The organism is Paenibacillus sp. FSL R7-0345, from assembly GCF_038595055.1.
In the GTDB taxonomy this organism is placed as follows: domain Bacteria; phylum Bacillota; class Bacilli; order Paenibacillales; family Paenibacillaceae; genus Paenibacillus_AQ.
The window spans coordinates 3,351,362-3,373,885 of the sequence record NZ_CP152002.1; the positions used below are offsets into that span (position 1 = coordinate 3,351,362).

The following is a 22,524-nucleotide window of genomic DNA, read 5'->3' on the forward strand; positions in this document are numbered from 1 at the left end:
AGGATACGCGCAATACTTAGACTAATGATGACATGCATAAGTTCTTGTTCATGGTATGTACGGCAAAGCAGAGAAGCTGCTGATGGATAAAATGGTGTCGCTCCAGCTGCGGTTATATATCGAAGGATGTGCTATTCTTGTAAAAGCAAGCGAGATTTCACTATGCAAGGAGGAGAGATTACGATGAAGCTGCTCAATTATATGCAGGATGGCAGTTACCGGCTTGGTATACATACGGATTCGGGGGTTGTGAATGTTGCCGGTGCTGCAGTAGCGAGCGGTCAGGCGGAATTAACCGGCTTAAATATCCACCAGGCCATTTCAGGAGGAGATGCAGTTCTCAATAAGCTGCTTAGCCTTGCCGGTTTCGTTACCGGTAACCCGGACAACAGCTATTTGCTGCTGGATGACAATGGACTAACTTTCGGGCCGGTAGTGACTGGTCCGGGTAAAATCCTCTGTGTCGGCCTTAACTACCGCAAGCATGCGGAAGAGACTGGATCGGCGATCCCGCAGACCCCGATTCTGTTCAGCAAATTTAACAATGCTTTGGCCGGGCATCTGGAGGATGTTCCTTTACCTGCGGTATCACAGCAAGTAGACTATGAGGCAGAACTGGCAATTGTCATCGGCCGAACAGCTAGCAATGTGAGCAAGGAAGATGCGCTTGATTACGTCTTCGGCTATTGCTGCGCGAATGACCTGTCTGCCCGCGATCTGCAGTTCAGGACCCAGCAGTGGCTGCTCGGCAAAACCTGTGACAAGTTTGCCCCAGTGGGTCCATATCTGGTCACTGCTGATGAAGTACGGGAGCCGAACAATCTCCGGATATCGTGCAGTGTGAACGGTGAGGTGCGGCAATCATCCAACACGTCGGATATGATCTTCCACTGCGATGAAATCATCAGCTACGTCTCACAGCATATGACACTGGAGCCGGGAGACATCATTCTCACTGGAACACCGGAGGGTGTAGTTCTAGGGTATCCGCAAGAGAAACAGGTATATCTGCAGGCTGGCGATGTGGTAACGGTTGAGATTGAAAAGCTTGGCAATCTGACCAATACGATGACGGCACATTAAATTATATAGCAAGCTGAACCGTGATCTCTGTACTTCAGGCGCACAAGTAGAGCTGCATAGGGAAACAGCCAGTATGAGCATAGGACCGAATTAAACAAATGGCGATACCACCCAGGTAAAATGGGGGGCATCGCCATTAGCTGTCTACTCCTCGGAATGCGCGGCTTCGTCCTTAATTTCCTCGCGGAAGCCTTTGATGCTTTCTTTGCGTCGTTCGTTCTTTGCCTCGATTTGATCACGTTCTTTGCTGCTGATTTCAGAAGAAAACTCGTTTAAATAGTCTTCAGCTTCATCCAGGTTTTGCATGGTGTGCTGAATGCTTTGCTGTAAATGCTCTACATTGTCTGCACGGTTATCCGGCTTTGCCATTTGTACGAACACCTCCTGTGATTAGCGCGCCGTAAGGACGCTAACCTGTAGGTTGATCGTTGCCGGACGATTTTATGCATCTTTTTTCCATAAGATCTAACACTTTCTGCTTAATAAACATCCCGCGCATACCGCTTGGATAAGGTCATTTCTTTTACATACTGATTCGCTTCATCCGCTGTCATGCCGCTGTGTTGCTGGATAACCATCTTCAGCGCGGCATCTACCTCTTTGGCCATTTGCTGGGCATCTCCGCATACGTAGAAGTGCGCGCCTTCCTGAAGCCAGGCCCAGAGTTCGGCTCCATGCTCAAGGATGCGGTGCTGTACATAAACTTTGTCAGCCTGATCGCGGGAAAAGGCCGTATCCAGCCGGTGCAGGAAACCTTCCTGTTGAAGATCCTTAAGCTCTTCGCGGAAATAGAAATCACTTTCCTCCCGCTGTTCACCGAAGATCAGCCAGTTTCTTCCCTTGGCACCGGATGCTTTGCGCTCTTGCAGGAAGCCCCGGAACGGTGCAATGCCAGTACCTGGACCGACCATAATCATCGGGGCATCGGGATTAGCCGGCGGGCGGAAATGGGCATTCTTTTGAATGAAAATGGGAATGTCCGTATCTTCTGTTGCAAGGTCTGCGAGAAAGGTGGAGCATACTCCCTTGCGGGGGCTGCCGTTATTCTCGTAGCGGACGGTGGAAACGGTAATATGAACCTCGTCCGGATTTGCTTTTGGGCTAGAAGAAATCGAATAGAGGCGGGGCTGCAAAGGCTTAAGCTGCTCCACAAGCTCCTGTGCGCTAAACGAAACCGGAATTTCCTGCAGCACATCGATCAGCTGACGGCCCCACAGCCATTGCTTGAGCTCCGCCGGGTTCTCATTCTCTAGCAGCTGGCTTAACCGGGCATCCTGAGAGCGGTCATTGATGAACCGGAGCATATCCGGTGTCACCCGGGCAATCTCGAAATGACGGAGCAGCGCTTCGGCCACCGGCAGGTGTCCCTGGCCTTTGACCAGCACCGGGGTAGAGGGCTCAATGCCCAGCGTATGCAGCAGCTCGCGGACCAGATCCGGGCAGTTGGCAGGCCACACGCCCAGAGCATCACCGGCTTCGAACCGGACCCCGGCAGCTGAAAGGTCGAAGGCATAGTGGCGGGTTTCTTTTTCAGATCCGGCCTTGTTTAGATGCTGCTTGAACAGCAGCCGTGAAGGTACCGGGTGGTTCCGGTGATATCCACGTGGTTCCGAACTTGGGATAACCGGGACGGATACAGTGGCCGGAGTGGACGGGATACTGATTGCTGCGTCGGGTAGAGTAGGCTTCGGGCTATCTGTAAATCCGCTCAATAGTTCAGAAATATCATGCGTCCAAGCATCAACCTGCTCTTGAAAGTCTGTATCGCAATGAGCACAGTCAAGCAGCCGCTGCGCGCCAAGCTCCTGGAGGCGGGTATCCAGATTCCGCCCAAAGCCGCAAAAAAGATCGTAATTGGAATCCCCGAAAGCGAGCACAGCATAACGCAGATCCTGAAGCTGCGTGGCATTCTCTGCCTTGAGGGATTGGAAGAAGCTTTCGCCATTGTCCGGAGGGTCACCTGCTCCGAAGGTGCTGGCGATGAACAGGGCAAACCGGTTCTTGGCCAGATCGCTCACGGAGTATTGGTTCATATTTACGAGCCGTACATCATAACCGGCTTGCTGTAACTTCCTGGCGCTGTCAATGGCTGCACCCTCCGCATTCCCCGTCTGTGAAGCCCAAAGAATAGTTACCGGAAGCTTGGCTGCAGCGGTACTCTCCGGTAACGGGGCAGCATCCGAAGCGGATGGTCCTGATAAAGTATTAGTTCCAGCGTAAGCTTCCGCCCCGGGAAGCGAGGCGCGGGAGAACATGCCCGCCAGCAGGCCGTCTACAAAGAAGCGGGTAGGTGCTTCAAAAGGTGCGCTGGACGGTAAAACTGGAATATTGGAAGTGGTCCGGCCAGCCTCGGTGCGCAGGCTGGTGAGGAAGCCGGACAGATATGCCTGTTCGCGGCTATCCAGATTCAGGTCTGCGGAGGCTTCAATCCCTAGCAGTCCTGCGAGTGTGTCGATCTGCTTCATCGTTACGGCCTCCTCAGGGTGGACGGTCTCAGTGCTTGCTGGCTGTGAAGCCGGACTCTGGTCTGTGGCTGGCGTATGCAGTTCCCCGTCAGGCTGAACTGCTGCCTTGAGCAGAGAAACCGAACAGAATTTCAACTCGGGCTGCAAGGACATAGGGTCGACGGCATCATTAGTGACGTCATTGACAGCCAGCTGTACCCCAAAGACATCATTCCAGTGAAAAGGGGCAAAGCAGTTACCGGGGCGTACGCGGTCTGAAAGAACCGCGGGAAGAATGGCCAGCCCGCGCCGCGAACGGAGCTCCACCGCCTCCCGGTCTTTAATTCCCAGGGATTCAGCATCTTCCGGATGGATTTCCACAAAGGGGCCCGGATTCAATTTATTGAGCTTCTGGACCTTGCCTGTTTTGGTCAGCGTATGCCATTGATGCTGCAGGCGGCCGGAATTCAGCACAAAGGGATAGTCGCTGTCCGGCAGCTCTGCAGGCGGCATATACGGACGTGCCCAGAACACAGCCTTTCCGCTATCTGTCGGGAACACGAGATCCGGAGAACTGTGATCTGAATAGTCAATCTGTGCTGTGCCGCCTTGACGGTTCAGATACCGGATGGGATTCCGGTCGTTCGGCTGATCCGGCGGACTCGGCCACTGCACAGGCGTTTCTCTTAGCCGTTCATAGGTGGCTCCGCGCAGGTCATATCCAGTTTTCGGATTCCAGGCCTGCTGGATTTCCGCGTAGACCTCGGCTGATGAAGAGTAGGAAAAAGCCTCAGCATAACCCATCTCAGCGGCTACCCGGGCGATAAGCTGCCAGTCAGGCAGGGCTTCTCCAGGCGGCTTCACGGCCTGCTGCATCAGGGTCAGATTGCGCTCCGAATTAATCATCACGCCTTCACCTTCAGCCCATAGGGCTCCGGGCAGCAGAATATCTGCATACCGGTTGGTCTCGGTATCCAGGAAGCTATCCTGAGTAATGACCAGCTCCGCTGCTTCCAGCGCAGCAATGACCTTCTTGCGGTTCGGAACGGTAGCCACCGGATTGGTGCAGATAATCCAGCAGGCTTTGATCTTGCCTGTGATCATGCTTTCGAACATGGAGATGGTACCGCCGCTGACATCTGTTCGTAGAGTTCCTTGGGGAATTTCCCACAGCTTCTCTATGAAGCTGCGGTCAGCCTCAGACACCAGAGAACGCTGTCCGGGCAAACCCGGCCCCATGTAACCCATCTCCCGGCCGCCCATGGCATTAGGCTGTCCGGTGAGGGAGAAGGGGCCGCTCCCCGGACGGCAGATCGTTCCTGTAGCCAGATGCAGATTACAGATAGCATTGGTGTGCCAGGTGCCGTGAATGCTCTGGTTGAGACCCATGGTCCAGCAGGACATCCACTCCGGAGCCTCACCAATCCACTCAGCTGCCCTACGGATATCCGCTTCCGGGATGCCGGTGATTTCGGAGACTTTATCCGGCGGATAATCCTCCAGGAATTCCTCCATACTCTCAAAGCCCAAGGTGAAACGGGAGATAAAGGCCGGGTCCGTATGGCCGTTCTTAACCAGCAGATGCAGCAGCCCGTTGAGCAGGGCCAGATCCGTTCCGGGTCTGATCTGCATGAACAGGTCGGCCTTCTCGGCCGTTGCCGTCCGCCGGGGGTCAACAACAATCAGCTTGGCGCCGTTCTTCACCCGGTCCATCATCCGCAGGAACAGAATCGGATGACAATCGGCCATATTGGCGCCGATAACGAAGAATAAATCGGTCTGATCCATATCCTGATAGGAACCCGGAGGGCCATCCGCGCCCAGGGAGAGCTTGTAGCCGTTGCCGGCACCAGCCATACACAGCCGTGAATTGGACTCAATATTCGGTGTCCGGATGAAGCCTTTGGCCAGCTTGTTAATCAGATACTGGGCCTCCAGCGACATTTGCCCCGATACATAGACGGAGAGTGCATCCGGGCCGTGTTCCTCCAGAATGCTGCGTAGCCGTTTCGCGGTCTCGGAGATGGCTGCGCTGATTTCCATTTTTACAGGTTCAGCACCACGGGTTGGACGGATGCAGGCATACTCCATCCGGCCGGATTCTGTAATCGCAGCTGCAGCGGTGCTGCCTTTGGTGCACAACCGGCCGAAATTGGCCGGATGCTCCTTATCCCCGGTGATTTTGACTACGCGGTTATCGGATACTTCGAGTATGATCCCGCAGCCAACCCCGCAGTAAGGACAGACGCTTTTAACTTTGCCAGTTGTCATGTGAGTTCACCACCCCGAAGTTTTGTGTACGAGCTGATTAGAAATTAACCCCGGATTCTGCCTTCGCCCAGGATTTTCTCCAGGATCTTGTTACAGCGTAGAAGATAAGCGTGGTGAGGAGCACAATGGAACCAACCACGAGAAATCCGGTAACTTGTGAGCCTGTGGACTGCTTCAACGGGCCCAGGACGTAAGTCGGCAGCAGATATCCGCCAAGACCTCCGGCAGCACCGACAATGCCGGTAATGACTCCGATCTCACTGGAGAAGCGCTGAGGGATGATCTGAAAGACCGAGCCGTTCCCCATCCCGAGGCAGGCCATCATCACGCTGGTATAGAGCAGCATTACCAGGAATGAACCCGGCATTGAGGCAATCGCAAACGCACATACCGAAATTACACTGTACAAAACAAGCAGCAGGCGCATGCCGCCAATCCGGTCTGCAATCCATCCGCCTAAAGGCCGGAAGAAGCTGCCCGCGACGACTGTAATAGTGACCAGGTATCCTACCTGGATTTTGGTCAGCCCTCCCGGGTGTGCGCCGTCGCCGTATACATCATAGAAGAAAATGCTCGCGTAGTTGGCGAACCCGACAAACCCGCCGAAGGTAATGGCGTAGAACATCGAGAACCACCAGGTATCCGCATGTCTGAAGACGCTGAGGTAATCTTTGAGTTTTTTGGGCGCAGGGGCATTTGGCGCATCTTTAGCCAATACAGCAAAAACTATCATTACGATCCCCAATGGTATCAGCGCGAATCCGAACACACTGTGCCATCCGTAAGCCTGAGCGATTTGCGGTCCGAAAAAGGTGGCCAGCGCGGTTCCGCTATTTCCTGCACCGGCAATACCCATCGCCAGCCCCTGATATTGCGGTGGGTACCAGCGGCTTGCAAGGGACAGCGATACAGCAAAGCTTGCACCTGCGAAACCGAGCAGGAAACCGATCATATGAATCTGCAGCAGGCTACTTCCGCCAAGCCAGCCCCACAGGAGGGGGATTATGGTAAGAAACATCCCGGCCAGGCCCGCTTTTTTGCTCCCGATGCGGTCTGCCAGGATCCCCATGGGAATCCGGAAGATCGAACCGCCGAGGATAGGAATGGCGACCATGGCTGCTTTTTGGGTATCTGACAATCCGAAATCCTTGGTAATGTAGAGCGATAGCGCTCCGCACAGCACCCAAATCATAAAACTTACGTCAAAGTACAAAAAAGCTGATAACAGACTCGGGGCATGACCCGCCTTGCGAAAACTTTTTGCTTCCATTGCTGACTTCCTCCTTTTAATAAACCCCAAGTAAGTAAATTGACAAAAAAGGGCCGACTGACAGAACCCGCATACCTGCGGATTGTGTTAATCGGCCCCGTTGCCAATTGCAGCCACGTCATCGTAGCTGACTTTATAAACAAATGTAAGAATGCAGGTACAACAAGCCGTCCAGCCACAACATTGTGGGGAGAACCCGCTGTTTCCTTCGTTGACACAATGTTGTGTCGTTGAAATCTTATATTGTCAATATAAATAGTCACACTGAAAATGTCAATAATGATGACATGTAAATTTTTATTTATTTATATTTATGCTATTCTTAAAGCGTTTTCCGGTACTTGTGTTAGGTAATATTACATTTAGAGATACAGATTGTCGTCGCTCTTTTTTTTTCTGCGTCTGGCCGTATCATTAACTCTGTGGAAACCTTCTTCTAATGGGTAACTTTCCGAACTGCAAGAGGAACTCAATCGAGGGGGGGTTTTACTTCCGAGTCCCGACTTCTCGAAGGCACAAACCGCCTTTGATTCCGCCGAGATCCCGACCTTTATTTGAATCGTCTCGAAAAACGTGTTTGTTGATTGGGCAGACCAAGTTTTTTTATGTTAGCTGTGTTCTATTTAAGTAGAAGCAATCCGCCCCGATTCTCAATTGGACTGAGAATGACACATCTCCGACAAACCCTGTCGGCATACCCGTTATGCATACACTTTTCAACAATTCCCAAAAAGATCATAACCTGCAGACAAAACCCGGCATTTAAGCATCGGCTGCGGCATAGTCTAGAGTATTCTTAGCGAGTAAATTATTTTAGCAAACCAGAGGGCACAGCAATCCGCTATGGCTTAAGCCTGCCGCAAGGACGGAGGCCACTGAACAATGGAAGCATTGCTTAACAAATTATCTGAACAGCATGAATTGACTGAGGAAGAAATCGTCTGGTTTCTCGGGCATCTGACTCCCAAATGGAAGCAGCAACTGTACATCCGGGCTTCAGAGGTCCGTAAGCAGCATTATGGTGTAAGCGTTTACCCGCGTGGATTGATTGAATTTTCCAGCTTTTGCAGGCGGGATTGCCTGTATTGCGGACTGCGCCGTTCCAATTCCAGTGCAGAGCGTTACCGGCTCACAGATGAGGAGATTATCGAATGTGCGGCGGAAGGCTATGAGCTGGGTTACCGGTCGTTCGTGCTGCAGAGCGGGGAGGATATCATCTATACGGTGCAGGTAATGACCTCCATTATCCGTGAGATGAAGCTGCGTTTTCCGGATGCTGCAATTACCCTGTCAGCCGGGGAACGGAGTGAGGCATTTTACCGTGCAGTGTATCAAGCCGGCGCTGACCGCTATCTGCTGCGGCATGAGACTGCGTCCCGCACGCTCTATGAATCCCTGCATCCGGGCATGTCGTTCGATAACCGTATGGACTGCCTGCGCATCCTTCGGGAGATTGGCTATCAGGTGGGAGCAGGCTTTATGGTCGGACTTCCCGGCCAGACACACCGGCATCTTGCTGAGGATCTGCTGTTCGTAAAAAGATTTCATCCGGAGATGATCGGCATCGGCCCGTTCATCCCGCACAGTGCAACACCGCTTAAAGACGCGGCGGGCGGAACAGTGGAAGATACGCTGGTAATGATCGCGATGGCCAGACTTATGGTGCCGGAAGCCCTAATGCCTGCAACAACTGCAATGGGCACATTGGACCCGTCCGGCCGGGAAAAAGCAATCCAGGCAGGTGCAAATGTCGTCATGCCCATCCTGTCACCGCTGCAAATCCGCAGCAAATACGCCCTGTATGAGCAAAAAATCTGCACGGGCGATGAGCCGGAGCATTGCCGCAGCTGCCTTGAAATGCGGATCGCCGTCTCCGGCTACCGGATGGAGTTTAGCCGGGGAGATCACTGCAGCTATAAGGCACAACTATAAAACAGTAAGTGAATAATTTCACTTTATAAACTGAAGGAGGAAACCCGTTGTCTACCCTGACCAAGAAAAATGCACTCGGCTTCTATGAAATCCGCCTGGAGTCCATCGGCGGGCTTGGCGCCAATCTGGCCGGCAAAATGCTGGCCGAGACCGGAGCGCTGGAGCTGGGCTTTAATGCCGCTAATTTCTCGTCCTACGGCTCGGAGAAAAAGGGCTCACCCGTCAAAACCTTTGTCCGGTTCTGTGATCCGGAAATGGAGATCAGAGATCATAGCCCAATTGAGCAGCCGCATCTGATCGCCGTTTTTCATGAAGCGCTGTACAAGATTGTGAATGTCGCCAGCGGCCTGCAGCCGGACGGGGTTATTCTGGTCAATACCACCCGCGGCTTTGATGAGGTGCGGGCCAGTCTTGCCGTTGAATCCGGTACCGTGGCCCTGATTGATGCGATGGGCATAGCCGTAGAGGAGAAGACCAAGATTAACACCGCGATGCTCGGTGCGATGTTCCGCATCTGTGATTTTCTTGATCCTGAAGCGATGCGCACCGTTATCCGCCGGACGTTTGAGAAAAAGTACCCGCAGCTCGTGGAGCCCAACCTCCGCACCTTCGACCGGGGCTACAATGAGGTGCAGTTCAGGGCCTATGAAGTGCCGGCGGGCTCACAGATCAAGCCCTTTAAGCGGGTGCAGTCGCTGCTCGGATATAAAACACAGCTGCCCGGCGGCGTAATTACGGCACAGGGCAACAGTACATTGAAGGATCTGGGCGGCTCACGGGCAGGACTGCTGCCGGAGTTTCATGCGGAGAAATGCATCAGCTGCGCAGCCTGCGATAATGTGTGTCCGGATTACTGCTTCGTGTGGGAAGCGGAAGCTGATAAACGCGGGCGGATACAGCAGGTATTGAAGGGCATTGATTACCAGTACTGTAAGGGCTGCCTGAAATGCATAGAGGCTTGCCCCACCGATGCACTGACCAGCCTGCGTGAAGAGCCGGGATATGCCGAGCAGCACCGTGTTGCCCAAGTGTTCTGTTAATTGAAGAGGGAGGAACCGACCAATGGCTGTTAGTGAAAATCAATTATCTGGAGCATTGCCGGCTGAGCAGGTCACTTGCTTCGAATCTGGCAATGAAATGGCGGCAACCGCTGCTGCGCAAATTAATTATCATATGATGGGCTATTTTCCGATAACCCCCTCGACCGAGGTTGCCCAATATCTTGACCAGATGAAAGCCCGCGGGCAGCATGACATTCAGCTCGTTGCTGCTGACGGGGAGCATGGCTCGGCGGGAATCTGTTATGGTGCTGCAATGGCCGGAGCGCGGGTAATTAACGCGACCAGCTCGCAAGGCTTCCTGTATATGCTGGAGCAGCTGCCAACCCAGTCGGGAACCCGGTTTCCGATGGTGCTGAACCTCGTAACCCGGGCAATCAGCGGTCCGCTGGATATCCGCGGCGATCATTCCGACCTATATTATGGTTTAAACACAGGCTGGGTTATCCTGACGGCAAGTACACCGCAGGCGGTCTATGACATGAACATTATGGCGCTCAGAATCGCCGAGCACTCAGAGGTACGGCTACCGGTAATTGTAGCTTACGACGGATTTTTTACTTCGCATCAGAAGCGTAAGGTCAAATATTTTAAAGACAACAGTGTGGTTCAAGGCTTTGTCGGACCGAACCCGAACCACAGCTATCCGAATGTGTCTGATCCGTCCCGTCCGGTAACGATCGGGGCCCACATGGGCGGCGATGATCTGCTGAACAATCACTATCAGCTGTCAGAAGCCCTGGAGAAAGCGGGCGAGGTGTACAGCGAGGTTGCCAGAGACTATGCGCTCATGTCCGGCCGGGAATATAAGGTGCTCGATCTGTACCGGATGGAAGATGCTGAATACGCTTTATTTTTGCTTAACTCCGCCGGTGAGACGGCCAAAGATACCGTTGACCAGCTCCGTGCCAAAGGCATTAAAGCCGGGCTGATCCGTCCGAACATCATCCGTCCGTTCCCGGCTGAACAGCTGCGCGCCGCGCTTAAGAACGTCAAGGCGCTGCTTGTGGGTGAACGGGCTGATTCCTACGGTGCCCAAGGCGGAAATCTCATCCATGAAATCCGTTCGGCGCTGCAGGTTGATCCCGATAACAACACGATTGTCCTCTCCCGTATCTTTGGACTGGGCGGAAAGGATTTTTATGCTGACGATGCGGCAGCTTTCTTCCAGCTTACAATCGAAGCGGCCGGAATGGGCTATGCTGAGAAGCCTTTTGACTACTATGGCTATTATCCGGGCGAGGAAAAAGATGCTCACGCCCCCGTAATGGAGCCGCTGCACGGAAATGCCTACAAAACAGGGCTGATTCAAGTCACACAGAGTGAAGAAACGGGACTGCTCAAGGTGAAGCTGCCGCCACTCCGGCAATTGACCGTGAAGCCGCACAGACTTGCTCCCGGACATGGCGCTTGTCCCGGCTGTGGTGCGCTGTCTGCGCTGGAACTCTTTTTTAAAGGCATCGAAGGTGATATGGTTGTTCTCTTCCAGACCGGCTGCGCTTATGTAGTTACTGCAAGCTATCCGTATTCCTCGCATAAGCAGACCTTCGTGCACAATCTCTTCCAGAACGGGGCAGCTACGCTGGCCGGCATGGTGGATGCGTTCTATGAACTGAAGCGGCGCGGAGAGATCCAGGTTGCGGATGATGTCACCTTTGTCATGGTCTCCGGGGACGGCGGCATGGATATCGGGATGGGGGCCACCGTTGGTGCTGCTCTGCGCAATCATAAAATGATCATTCTGGAATATGACAACGAAGGCTATATGAATACCGGATCGCAGCTGTCCTACAGTACACCGGTGGGTCACATGACCAGTACTTCAGGCGTCGGCGTAGCCCAAAAAGGCAAAAAAGGCCATCACAAGGATACCGCCCAAATTCTCGCTGCCTGCAACATCCCTTATGTGTTCACCGGAGCGGAGAGTAATCCCCAGGACCTGCTGCAAAAAGCGGCGAAAGCCCAGTGGTACGCCAACAATGCCGGGACCGCTTACGGAAAAATACTCTGCGCCTGTCCGCTCAATTGGAAAACGCCGGATGATCAGGGCAATGAGTTGGTAAAGGCGGCGGTGGATTCCTGCTTTTTCCCGCTGTATGAGATTGAACAGGGCATCACCCGCATTACTTATAATCCTGAGGATAAAGGAAAACGCATTCCTGCCGTCGACTGGCTGAAGCGTATGGGCAAAACGAAGCATCTGGTGAAGGACGCGGGGCTGCTGCAGGATTTTGAGAATGAAATTGAACGCCGCTGGAGCCGCCTGAAGCTTAGACATGAGCATGAGCTGCTCTAAATCGGGATGGAAGGGAGCCGTCTGAGTGGAACAACATCAATCTTGCAGCAACAGCACCATTGCCGAAGCCGACCGGAAGCTGGAGCAGATCAAGCTGGCCATCGATCAATTTAAGCAGATGAAGGGTGCTTTAATTCCTGTACTGCATGAGGTTCAGGATGTGTACGGGTTTTTGCCTGAGCCTGTGCTTCAGGTGGTGTCGGCAGAGCTTGATTTACCTATGAGCGAAATCTACGGCGTTGCGTCGTTCTATCATTTCTTTTCACTTACTCCCAAAGGGGAGCATGTTATCCATGTCTGCATGGGCACTGCCTGTTACATTAAGGGGGCTCAAGGCATTCTGGACCGGCTCAGCACAGAGCTGAAGGTTCCGGTTCAGGGAACGACAGAGGACAATAAATTTACGCTGGAAGCGACGCGCTGTCTGGGAGCCTGCGGGCTGGCCCCTGTACTGACTATCGGGGAAAAGGTGCATGGACGCCTGACGCCGAACGCCGTGCCTAAAATGCTTAAGGAATATAACTAGTTCCCGCAGTACACGCAAATTGTTAACGGGAGGTATCGGCATGAAACTGTTAACGGATCTTGATGCCATCCGCACGCTTACCCAGGGACGGCTGGATAACCGGAGGATTAGCGGGGCATCAGGAGAATCGGTTTCCTTCAGATCAGTGATGGTATGCGGGGGCACAGGCTGCACATCATCGGATTCGAATAAAATAATCGCTGCGCTGGAGCAGGAAGTCACTGGCCGCGGCATCCAGACTCAGGTGGAGATCGTGCGCACAGGCTGTTTTGGGCTGTGTGAGCTAGGCCCGGTTGTGATCGTCTATCCTGAGGGGATTTTTTACAGCCGGGTGGAGGTCAAGGATATTCCGGCGCTGGTCGAGCAGCATCTGGTCAACGGCAAGCCGTATGACAAAAAGATTTATGAGAAGACCCGCCAGGGCGATGAGCTGCTGAATTTTGAAGAAACCGATTTCTATAAAAAACAGGTACGGATCGCGCTGCACAACTGCGGTGTGATCGACCCTGAAGTGATAGATGAGTATATTGCGAGTGACGGCTACCGTGCGCTTGCCCAAGTGCTTACAACGATGAGCCCTGAGCAGGTCATTGACACCGTAAAAAGATCCGGACTGCGCGGCCGGGGCGGCGGCGGCTTCCTGACCGGACTGAAGTGGGAGTTCGCAGCCCGGCAGAACAAACCGCAGAAGTATGTCATCTGCAATGCTGATGAGGGCGATCCGGGGGCGTTCATGGACCGTTCGATCCTTGAAGGCAATCCGCATTCTGTTATTGAGGCGATGGCGATAGCCGGATATGCCATAGGTGCGAACCAGGGATTCATCTATGTGCGGGCAGAATATCCGATTGCTGTTCAGCGGTTCTCGAAAGCGCTGGATCAGGCCAGGGAATATGGACTGCTGGGCGATGATATTTTCGGGACGGGATTTGCTTTTAATATTGAGGTGCGTCTGGGTGCAGGGGCATTTGTCTGCGGTGAAGAAACCGCGCTGATCCACTCGATTGAAGGACACCGGGGAATGCCGACGCCCAAGCCGCCGTTTCCGGCCGTTGAAGGGCTGTGGGGCCAGCCGACCATTATCAACAATGTGGAGACGCTGGCCAACATCGGCCAGATTATTCTGAACGGGGCAGAGTGGTATGCCGCAATCGGTACCGAGAAGTCGAAGGGCACCAAAGTGTTCGCGCTTGGCGGCAAGGTGGTGAATACCGGACTGGTTGAGGTCCCGATGGGCATTACGCTGCGTGAGGTTATTTTTGAGATCGGCGGCGGCATTCCCGGCGGCAAAAAATTCAAAGCCGTCCAGACCGGCGGCCCGTCCGGCGGCTGTCTGACCGAGGAGCATCTGGACTGTACGATTGATTTCGATACCTTGACCAGCCTTGGCTCGATGATGGGCTCAGGCGGGATGATCATTATGGATGAGGATACATGCATGGTCGATGTGGCGCGGTTCTACCTTGATTTCACCAGGGATGAATCGTGCGGCAAATGTACCCCGTGCCGGATCGGAACGAAGCGGCTGCTGGAAATGCTGGATAAAGTCACTTCCGGCAAAGGCACGCTAGAGGACCTCGACAACATGGAGCAGTTGTCCCTGCAGATCAAGAATGCATCTCTGTGTGCACTCGGGCAGACGGCTCCAAACCCGGTGCTATCGACTTTAAAATATTTCCGTGAGGAATATCTCGCTCACATTACGGACAGCAAATGCCCGGCCGGTGTCTGCAAAGCGCTGATCTCCTATGAAATTGATGCGGAGCTGTGCAAAGGCTGCAGCCTCTGTGCGCGCAAATGCCCGAGCGATGCCATATCCGGCAAGGTGAAGGAGCCGTATGTGATTGATAAGGCGGCCTGCATCAAGTGCGGCGTCTGCTTCGATGTATGCAAATTCAAGGCGGTAGCGATAGTCTGACGATAGGAGTGATCAGCTTGAACACGGTCAAAATCATGATCGACGGGATTGAGACGGAAATCGCCAAAGGCACCACGGTGCTGGAAGCCGCCCGGGATCAAGGTATAACTATTCCTTCCCTTTGTTACCTGCAGGGAGTTAATCATTCCTCCAGCTGCCGTGTCTGTTTGGTCGAGGTCGGACCGCGGCTTATCGCCTCCTGTACGCTGATCGCCGAGGAAGGCATGAAGATTCAGACGAATACGAAGAAGGTCCGCGATGCCCGGAGGACATCGGCCCAGCTGCTTCTCTCCGATCATGACCGGGAATGTCTCAGCTGCTCACGCGGCGGCAATTGCGAGCTGCAGAGTGTATCGAATTCGCTTAACATCCGCGAAGTGACGTATACCGGTGAGCATTCCAGCCGGGAAAAGGATTATTCGTCTCCGGCAATTGTACGCGATGCCTCTAAATGTATCCTCTGCGGCCGCTGTGTCGGCGCTTGCGGAACGGTTCAGACCGTTGGTGCGATCGGTTTCGCCAAGCGGGGCTTTGACACCGTAATTTCTACAGCCTTCGGCCGTCCGCTGGCAGAGTCAACCTGTGTCAACTGCGGCCAGTGTATTATGGCATGTCCGGTCGGCGCTCTGACCGAGCATGAGAATATCCGCGATGTATGGGAGGCCATCGCTGACCCGGACCAGTATGTCGTTGTGCAGACGGCCCCGGCTGTAAGAGTGGCCCTTGGCGAAGAGTTTGGTCTGCCGGTCGGTACGCGTACAACCGGCAAAATGGTTGCCGCGCTGCGCCGGCTCGGCTTCGACAAAGTGTTCGATACCGTCTTCGGGGCGGATCTGACCATTATGGAGGAGGGCACCGAGCTGCTCTCCCGTCTGTCCAGCGGACAGAACCTGCCGCTGATGACCTCCTGCTGCCCGGGCTGGGTCAAATTTATGGAGCATAACTTCCCTGATATGCTCGATAACCTGTCTACCTGCAAGTCGCCGCATGAGATGGAAGGCGCCATGGTTAAATCTTATTTTGCCGGCAAGCTTGGCATAGACCCGCAGAAGATAACGGTTGTCTCCATCATGCCCTGCACGGCCAAGAAGTTTGAAGGTGCACGTGAGGAGCTGTCCAATAAAGATATGCAGGATGTGGACTGGGTGCTCACAACCCGCGAGCTGGCGGCGATGATTAAGGAAGCAGGGATTGATTTTGTAAATCTGAAGGATGAGGAATTTGATAATCCGCTTGGAGTTGGATCTGGAGCCGGTACAATTTTCGGGGCGACTGGCGGAGTATCCGAAGCGGCTCTGCGTACCGTCTTTGAGCTGGTCTCCGGCCAGCCGCTCGATTCTATTGAGTATACCGCTGTACGCGGGATGGATGGCATTAAGGAGAATGCGGTTGAGCTGCCGGACGGCCGAAAGATCCGGACAGCTGTTGTCCACGGGCTCGGCAATGCCCGCAAGTTAATGGAAGCTATGCAGCGCGGAGAAAAGAATTATGAATTCATGGAAGTCATGGCCTGCGCCGGCGGCTGTATTACAGGCGGGGGACAGCCGATTCTAAACGCTGCGGCCAGCAGCCGGCTGGATGTCAAAGCGCTGCGGGCCAAAGCGATCTATTCAGAGGATGAAGCCCAGACCGTCCGCAAATCCCATCACAATCCGTTCATCAAGCAGCTGTACGCTGAGTTCCTCGGCGAGCCGAACAGCCATCTGGCCCATGAGCTGCTGCATACGCATTATACGGTGCGGACGAAATACTGATTAAAATTCATATAAAAAGGAAAAGTGGAGTCATTTCCAACCCCGATAATTGTAAATGCTAAGGAGGAGGGCACATTTGCGCAAGGATTGGGAACCCGCGGACTTCATCGACGACGCGGAGATTACAGCCAGCCTGCAGGAAGCCAGGCGGATGGCCGGGAACCGGAACGTTGTCCAGTCTATTTTGGATAAAGCAAGAGCCTGCAAGGGGTTAAGCCACCGGGAAGCGGCAGTGCTGCTGGAGGTCAGGGATGAGGATATTCTGCAGGACATTTTTAAATCAGCCAAAGTCATTAAGGAGAAAATTTACGGCAACCGCATTGTCCTGTTTGCGCCGCTGTATATCAGCAACTACTGTGTCAATAACTGCGAATATTGCGGCTATAAGCACTCGAATCAGGATTTTGTACGGCGGAAGCTGGGCAAAGAAGAACTTGCGGATGAAGTCCGGGTGCTGCAAGAGCTGGGTCACAAACGGCTGGTGATAGAAGCGGGAGAGGATCCGGTCCATTGTGATATTGATTATGTGGTTGATGCCATCCGAACGGTCTATTCTGTCAAAGTGGATAACGGCAGCATCCGCCGGGTTAATATCAATATTGCCGCAACTACAGTCAAGGATTACCAAAAGCTGCGGGATGCGGAGATCGGGACCTATATTCTTTTTCAGGAGACCTATCACAGGCCGACTTATGCTGCGCTGCATCCGAACGGGCCGAAGCATGACTATGACTGGCACACAACAGCGATGGACCGGGCACAGCTCGGCGGAATCGATGATGTTGGTGTAGGCGTATTGTACGGATTATATGACTACAAATACGATACAGTGGCCATGCTGATGCATGCCGAGCATCTGGAGGAGCGGTTCGGGGTAGGTCCCCACACTGTCTCTGTCCCGCGGCTGCGGGAAGCGGCGAATGTTAGTCTGAAAACGTATCCATATCTGGTAAAGGATGAGGAATTTAAACAGCTGGTTGCCGTTCTGCGGCTGGCGGTGCCTTATGCGGGCATGATTTTATCCACCAGGGAGGAGCCATCGTTCCGGGATGAGGTTATCCGGCTCGGGATTTCCCAGGTCAGTGCCGGATCAAGCACCGGGGTCGGCGGATATATGGAGGCGAAGCAGGGTACAGCCGGCCTGTCAAAAGAAAAGCCGCAATTCGAGGTGGGCGACCACCGTTCACCGGAGGAGATTATCCGGGGGCTGTGCAGGGACGGCTATGTTCCCAGCTATTGTACAGCCTGCTACCGGGAGGGGCGGACGGGTGACCGGTTTATGCGGCTGGCCAAATCGGGGCAGATCCATAATGTATGCCAGCCGAATTCGCTGCTTACCTTCAAAGAGTATCTGCTGGATTATGCGAATGCTGAAACCCGGGCCCTAGGTGAAGAAATGATCCGTAAAGGGCTTGAAGACATTCCCAAGGAAGCTGCACGCAAAATCACCAGGGAACGGCTGCAGCGGCTGGAGAACGGGGAGCGGGATCTGCGCTTTTAATAGACCCATAAGGAGAGATTGGCCATGCAAATTACACCGCAGCCGGGCAAGATGCACATCGCAGTCTTCGGCCGGCGCAACTCCGGGAAGTCCAGTCTGATCAATGCGCTGACCGGCATTCCTTATCAGATTGTCGGCGATCAGCCCGGCACAACGACTGAACCGGTGTTTCAGGCTTATGAGCTGCCCAAGATCGGCTCCGTCATCATTATTGATACGACTGGTATAGATGAAGATAAAGAGACAGGAGCTTTCCGGGTGCAGAAGACCCGTGAGGTTATGGATCTGACCGATCTCAGTCTCCTGATTTTCTCCGGGGAGGAGGATGATTACAAGCTGGAGAAGGAGTGGTACCAGGAGCTTGCCAAGCGCCACATTCCGGTCATCGGCGTAATTGCCAAAGTGGATGATCATTATGTGGATCTCGATCAGTTGAAAAGTGAGCTGAACATCCCCTTTGTCAAAGTAAGCTCGCGCAGAAACATTAACTTTGGCAGCCTGCGCCATGCGATCCGTGAGTATGCTCCTGCTGAATTTGAGCGTCCAACCATTCTTGGTGATCTGGTCCATCCGGGTGAAGTGGTCGTAATGGTCATGCCCGATATGATTCCGGCACCCAAATACAGGCTGGTTGCTTCCCAGCAGCAGATTCTGCGGGATTTGCTCGATCACCATGTGATGGCTCTGTCCGTTACAGAGGTGGAGCTGCCTACGCTGCTGATGAATCTGAAGGGCATGCCCGATCTGGTCATTACGGACTCCCAGGTGTATGACAGTGTGAACGAGGTACTTCCTGCCAATGTGCCGCTGACCACCTTCGCGATCCTGATGGCCCGGTTTAAGGGGGATCTGACCACCTTTGTAAAAGGCGCAGAAGCGATTTCCACGCTGAAGCCGGGCGACAAGGTACTGCTGTCCGAAGCCTGTATTCATCATCCGCATAATGGTGAAATTGACCGTGAGCTGGTGAAAAGAAAGCTGCAGGAGATTGCCGGCGGCGGATTGGAGATTACGGCAAGTGTCGGCCCGGATTTCCCGGCAGATTTATCGGGTTATAAGCTGATCGTACATTGCGGCGGCTGCATTTTCAACCGCAAGCAGCTGATGACAAGGCTGGCGGATTCCGGCGCCCAATGTGTGCCGATCACGAATTACGGCATTGCCTTTGCATACTTCAAAGGCATCCTGCCGCGTGTGCTGGAGATTATGCAAGTGAAATCATAAGGGGAGATCTTTGTGGAGACGGGCGGGGGTTACCGGCTTGAACGGGATGCGCTTGGAACAGTAGAGGTACCTTTGTCTGCCTACTACGGCATTCATACGGCCCGGGCGATGGAGAATTTTGCGGTGGGCGGCCGGAGAGTCAATCCTCATCTGATCAAGGCACTGATAACGGTGAAAAAAGCGGCAGCAATAGCCCATCTGAAGCTGAACAGCTATCCGCCCGAGATCGCGATGGCGATTGTGCAGGCTTGTGATGAGATTCACGCTGGAGGGTATGCCGACCAGTTTCCTGTGTCTGCACTACAGGGCGGGGCCGGTACGTCAACCAATATGAACATTAATGAAGTATTGGCGAACCGGGCGGCCCAGCTGCTGGGCGGAACACGAGGTGATTATACCGTGGTTCACCCGCTGGATCACGTGAACTGCTGCCAGTCCACCAATGATGTCTACCCGACAGCACTGCGAATCGCTGCGGTGGGTCTGGTCCGCAGGCTTAGTGATGCTTTTGCGTCCCTGCAGGAGTCGCTGCAGAGTAAGGAGCTGGAGTTTGCCGGAGTGCTGAAGCTGGGCCGGACGGAGCTGATGGATGCTGTTCCGATGACTGCAGGACAGAGCTTCGGGGCATACGCCAAAGCCATCCAGCGCGACCGCTGGCGGCTGTACAAGGCTGAGGAAAGGCTCAGGGAGATTAATATCGGCGGAACGGCAATCGGCACGGGGATTAATGCACCGCTCCGGTATACCTTTTATATTACAGGTCTTCTGCAGGAGCTGACCGGATACGGGCTGGCCCGCAGTGAATATCCGATGGACCCTACGCAGAATATGGATGTATTCGTGGAGGTATCCGGGCTGCTCAAGGCAGCGGCAGTGAATCTGCTCAAAATCTCAGGCGATCTGCGCCTGCTGGCAAGCGGACCAGCAGGCGGCTTCGGTGAGCTGGTGCTGCCTACGGTGCAGGCCGGATCATCCATTATGCCCGGCAAAGTCAACCCGGTGATGGCTGAAATGCTTGGCACAGCTGCAATGCGGGTGATCGCCAACGATTCAGCGGTCACGCTGGCTGCCGGGAGCGGGCAGCTGGAGCTTAATGCCTTCATGCCGCTGATAGCAGATGCGCTGCTGGATTCCCTGGAGCTGCTTGACCAGGCAGTCCGCTTGTTTACTGAGCGCTGTATAACAGGAATAAGGGTGTGTGCTGTTCGCTGCGGAGAACTGCTGGAGCATTCCACTGTACTCGCGGCTGCTTTTGTAGGTCATATCGGCTATGAACAGAGTGCTGAGATTGCTATACAGGCAAGGGAGGGAGGGAAGTCCATCCGTCAGGCAGTGCTGGACAGCGGGCTGCTCTCCGGGGAGCAGATTGACAGGATTTTGCATCTGGATCAGCTTACCATGCCCGGTGTGCCCGGAAGAAGGAGTGAGTAACGTGAACCTGAACGAATCGCCCCGTGCCAGCCGGCTGCATATTGCCGTATTCGGCAGGCGCAACGCCGGCAAATCAAGCCTCATCAATGCGCTGTCCAGGCAGGAGGTATCTGTTGTATCACCGGTCCAAGGGACCACAACAGATCCGGTCTACAAAGCGATGGAGCTGCTTCCGCTCGGACCGGTGGTGCTGATTGATACCGCAGGACTGGACGATGAAGGTGAGCTGGGCGAGCAGCGGAAAAAGAAAACGATGGAAGTGCTGTACAAAACCGATGTGGCCCTGCTTGTAATTGATGCACTTGATGGAGCGACGGCGTATGATGAACAGATTGCCGGCATGCTCAAGAGCCGGAATATTCCGGTCATCGGGGTTATAAATAAAACGGATTTGCTGTCGGCGGCAAATGCAGACCGGGATGCCGCTGTACAGGCAGATACTTGCCGGGATCAGTTTGGATTCCGGTTCATGCCTGTATCTGCTGCTTCAAAGAAAGGAATAAATTCGCTCAGAGAGGCTCTGTCTGCTGTGGTGCCTGCTGAGGAGGACAAATTCCGCATTATCGGCGACCTGCTCTCACCGGGAGATTTGGTTGTGCTGGTTACACCCATTGATAAGGCAGCACCAAAGGGCCGGCTGATCCTGCCCCAGCAGCAGACCATCCGGGACATTCTGGAGAGCGACGCCATCGCTGTTGTCACCAAAGAGCATGAGCTAAAGCTCACACTGGAAAGCCTCGGGCGTAAGCCGCGGCTGGTTGTGACCGATTCCCAGGTCTTCCTGAAGGCAGCCGCTGATACGCCACCCGATGTTCCGCTTACTTCATTCTCAATCCTCTTTGCCCGACATAAGGGCGATCTGGAGGAGTTGGTCCGGGGCGCCAGGGCTATTGACCGGCTGCGGGACGGTGACAAGGTGCTGATAGCCGAGCCGTGCACCCACCATACCCAGCCGGATGACATCGGCAGCGTCAAGCTGCCCCGCTGGATCAGGCAAGCGACCGGCCGGACGCTTGAGTTCCATCATGCGAATGGAATGAGCTTTCCCGACAATGTGCAGGATTATGCGCTGATTGTGCATTGCGGCGGCTGTATGATCAACCGCCGGCAGATGCTCTGGCGGATGGAGCAGGCGGCAGCGGGCGGAGTACCGGTTGTGAATTATGGTGTAGCCATTGCCCATGTCCAGGGGATACTGGAACGGGCAATATCCCCGTTTCCGCTAGCCCGGCTTGTCTGGGAGGAGGAGTGCGCAGCGGACAGCACACTTACCGTTGAAAAGTGATCGCTACCACGCCGCTCATTATCTTAACAGTAAGACCAGCCTCCTAATCCGGGGCTGGTCTTGTTTGATGAGGCTTAAGATGGGGCGACCACGGCAAAAGCGCCCTTGATTTCGCCGAAAACGGCTCGATGCGCGAAATGAGAGGCAAAAATGCCCTTGATTTCGCCGAAAACAGCTCGATGCGCGAAATGAGAGGCAAAAATGCCCTTGATTTCGCCGAAAACAGCTCGATGTGCGAAATGAGAGGCAAAAATGCCCTTGATTTCGCCGAAAGCAGCTCGATGTGCGAAATGAGAGGCAAAAATGCCCTTGATTTCGCCGAAAACGGCTCGATGCACGAAATGAGAGGCAAAACTGCCCTTGATTTCAGCGAATACGGCTCGATGCACGAAATGAGAGGCAAGAATTCAGTTAGATCCGCCAATCCAGCCATTAGCACAACCCATCAGGGTTTCGACGTTTAACTCACCTGACCCCGGCATCATCCAGCCGGATCTCCGCAACCTCACCGGTGCTTTTTACGCACCAGAA

At 54.0% G+C, this 22,524-nt stretch carries 16 protein-coding genes; 13 read left to right on the top strand and 3 right to left on the bottom strand.

The features are described from left to right. The first annotated feature begins 55 nt into the window (after positions 1-55). Both NST84_RS14265 and NST84_RS14270 read left to right on the top strand, forming a co-directional pair. The gene (locus NST84_RS14265; RefSeq protein WP_342566200.1) at positions 56-187 is read left to right on the top strand and encodes a hypothetical protein; all 132 of its coding nucleotides are present in this window, start codon (positions 56-58) and stop codon (positions 185-187) included. After that, positions 184-1,083 (top strand): fumarylacetoacetate hydrolase family protein, encoded by a 900-nt coding sequence (locus NST84_RS14270; protein WP_342566201.1) that lies wholly within the window; start codon positions 184-186, stop codon positions 1,081-1,083. The genes NST84_RS14265 and NST84_RS14270 overlap by 4 nt, the downstream gene beginning before the upstream one ends. 144 nt (positions 1,084-1,227) lie before the next feature. On the opposite strand, the gene tlp is transcribed toward NST84_RS14270, so the two are convergent. The 3 genes from tlp to NST84_RS14285 all read right to left on the bottom strand — a co-directional run bounded on the left by tlp (position 1,228) and on the right by NST84_RS14285 (position 7,068). Next, complete coding sequence (gene tlp, locus NST84_RS14275) at positions 1,228-1,452, bottom strand: small acid-soluble spore protein Tlp (RefSeq protein ID WP_342566202.1); 225 nt, start codon at positions 1,450-1,452, stop codon at positions 1,228-1,230. Positions 1,453-1,562: 110 nt separating this feature from the next. Further along, on the bottom strand, positions 1,563-5,798 hold the full coding sequence (locus NST84_RS14280; protein ID WP_342566203.1) for a sulfite reductase subunit alpha: 4,236 nt from the start codon (positions 5,796-5,798) through the stop codon (positions 1,563-1,565). Positions 5,799-5,835: 37 nt separating this feature from the next. Beyond that, complete coding sequence (locus NST84_RS14285; RefSeq protein ID WP_342566204.1) at positions 5,836-7,068, bottom strand: nitrate/nitrite transporter; 1,233 nt, start codon at positions 7,066-7,068, stop codon at positions 5,836-5,838. Positions 7,069-7,950: 882 nt separating this feature from the next. Here NST84_RS14285 and hydE point away from each other — a divergent pair. The 11 genes from hydE (at position 7,951) to NST84_RS14340 (ending at position 22,457) form a co-directional block, all read left to right on the top strand. After that, complete coding sequence (gene hydE / locus NST84_RS14290; RefSeq protein ID WP_342566205.1) at positions 7,951-9,000, top strand: [FeFe] hydrogenase H-cluster radical SAM maturase HydE; 1,050 nt, start codon at positions 7,951-7,953, stop codon at positions 8,998-9,000. Positions 9,001-9,047: 47 nt separating this feature from the next. After that, a complete protein-coding gene (locus tag NST84_RS14295; RefSeq protein ID WP_342566206.1) occupies positions 9,048-10,040 on the top strand; it encodes a 2-oxoacid:acceptor oxidoreductase family protein in 993 nt (330 codons plus the stop codon). A 22-nt stretch (positions 10,041-10,062) separates the two neighbouring features. After that, positions 10,063-12,354, top strand: a complete 2,292-nt coding sequence (locus NST84_RS14300) for a thiamine pyrophosphate-dependent enzyme (RefSeq protein WP_342566207.1) — start codon at positions 10,063-10,065, stop codon at positions 12,352-12,354. Between the two features lie 25 nt (positions 12,355-12,379). Beyond that, a complete protein-coding gene (nuoE, locus tag NST84_RS14305) occupies positions 12,380-12,880 on the top strand; it encodes an NADH-quinone oxidoreductase subunit NuoE (protein ID WP_342566208.1) in 501 nt (166 codons plus the stop codon). 40 nt (positions 12,881-12,920) lie between these two features. Next, positions 12,921-14,798, top strand: coding sequence for an NADH-quinone oxidoreductase subunit NuoF (nuoF, locus tag NST84_RS14310; RefSeq protein WP_342566209.1), 1,878 nt, complete (start codon positions 12,921-12,923; stop codon positions 14,796-14,798). 8 nt (positions 14,799-14,806) lie between these two features. After that, complete coding sequence (locus tag NST84_RS14315; RefSeq protein WP_342566210.1) at positions 14,807-16,552, top strand: NADH-dependent [FeFe] hydrogenase, group A6; 1,746 nt, start codon at positions 14,807-14,809, stop codon at positions 16,550-16,552. Positions 16,553-16,607: 55 nt separating this feature from the next. Then, positions 16,608-18,053 carry a [FeFe] hydrogenase H-cluster radical SAM maturase HydG gene (gene hydG, locus NST84_RS14320; protein WP_342566211.1) on the top strand — a complete coding sequence of 482 codons (1,446 nt, stop codon included), beginning with the start codon at positions 16,608-16,610 and terminating at the stop codon, positions 18,051-18,053. Between the two features lie 24 nt (positions 18,054-18,077). Further along, a complete protein-coding gene (gene hydF / locus NST84_RS14325; RefSeq protein ID WP_342566212.1) occupies positions 18,078-19,277 on the top strand; it encodes a [FeFe] hydrogenase H-cluster maturation GTPase HydF in 1,200 nt (399 codons plus the stop codon). A gap of 12 nt (positions 19,278-19,289) precedes the next feature. Beyond that, positions 19,290-20,708, top strand: coding sequence for an aspartate ammonia-lyase (locus NST84_RS14330; RefSeq protein WP_342566213.1), 1,419 nt, complete (start codon positions 19,290-19,292; stop codon positions 20,706-20,708). A gap of 1 nt (position 20,709) precedes the next feature. Continuing rightward, positions 20,710-21,993 (top strand): [FeFe] hydrogenase H-cluster maturation GTPase HydF, encoded by a 1,284-nt coding sequence (hydF, locus tag NST84_RS14335; RefSeq protein ID WP_342566214.1) that lies wholly within the window; start codon positions 20,710-20,712, stop codon positions 21,991-21,993. Positions 21,994-22,121: 128 nt separating this feature from the next. After that, on the top strand, positions 22,122-22,457 hold the full coding sequence (locus tag NST84_RS14340; protein ID WP_342566215.1) for a hypothetical protein: 336 nt from the start codon (positions 22,122-22,124) through the stop codon (positions 22,455-22,457). The last annotated feature ends 67 nt before the right edge of the window (positions 22,458-22,524 follow it).